Source organism: Kitasatospora sp. MY 5-36 (assembly GCF_001182915.1).
Lineage (GTDB): Bacteria > Actinomycetota > Actinomycetes > Streptomycetales > Streptomycetaceae > Kitasatospora.
Map to the genome: position 1 here is coordinate 1 of NZ_LFVW01001300.1, position 956 is coordinate 956.

The window sequence follows — 956 nt, forward strand, 5'->3', positions numbered from 1 at the left end:
TGGTCCGGGCGGCCCGTCGGCGCCCTGCGGGGCCGCGGCGGTCTGCGGGGCCGACGGCACCCCCGCGTGCGAGACTGCGGAGATGCCGTCCCCCACGCAGCGGGCCCTGGCCCGGGTGCCCGCGCGGCTGCGCCCGTTCCTGGTGCGGCACCGCCGGCTGGTGAAGTTCCTGCTGGTCGGGAGCGGCTGCTTCGCGCTCACCACGGTGATCGACTTCGAGCTCAAGTTCACCGTGCTGGAGCACAAGCCGGTGGTCGCGCTGACCGTCGCGACGGTGATCGGCACCGTCGTCTCGTACGTGCTGAACCGCCGCTGGGCCTTCCGGGCCCTGCGGGCCGACGGCCGTCGGCGCGAGGTGCTGGTGTTCGTCCTGGTCAGCGCGGTGGCGATCGCCGTCAACGACGTCCCGCTGGCGGTCTCCCGGTACCTCCTGGACCTGCGCGAGCCGTACGTCGACCCGCTCCGCCAGGAGGTCGCGGACTTCCTCAGCGGGATGGTCGTCGGCACCTTCGTGGCGATGCTGTTCCGCTACTGGGCGATCCGGCGGTGGGTCTTCCCGCCCGCCGGGACGGCCCCGGCCGAGCCCGTCCCGGTGCCGACGACGGTGCCCCCGGAACCCGGCTACGCTGCACCCGAGATGCCACGGGATGTGCCGTAAGGACGTAAAAGGGGCGAGGTGAGCCTTGTGCACGAGTCCGACCCCGCCCGGACCGGGCCCGCCAGCCAGCAGGGGATGCGCCGGGCCAACCTGGCCCTGGTGCTCGGGACGATCGCGAGCGGGCCGCGCTCGCGCGCCGAGGTGGCCGCCGGGACGGGGCTGACCAGGGCCGCCGTCTCCTCGCTGGCCGAACAGCTGATCGCCGCCGGCCTGGTGGTCGAGGAGGGCCCCGCCGCGCCCAGCGGCAAGGTCGGCCGCCCCGGCACCGCCCTCGGCCTCAACCCGGCCGGGCCCGGCG

The 956-nt window shown here is 75.4% G+C and carries 2 protein-coding genes; both read left to right on the forward strand.

Annotated elements, in window-relative coordinates:
* Window positions 1–82 precede the first annotated feature (82 nt).
* Window positions 83–658, forward strand: coding sequence for a GtrA family protein (locus AE652_RS42080; RefSeq protein ID WP_074001429.1), 576 nt, complete (start codon window positions 83–85; stop codon window positions 656–658).
* A gap of 18 nt (window positions 659–676) precedes the next feature.
* Window positions 677–956, forward strand: a 280-nt coding sequence (locus AE652_RS42085) for a helix-turn-helix domain-containing protein (protein WP_234348737.1), incomplete at its 3' end; no start/stop codon positions are given.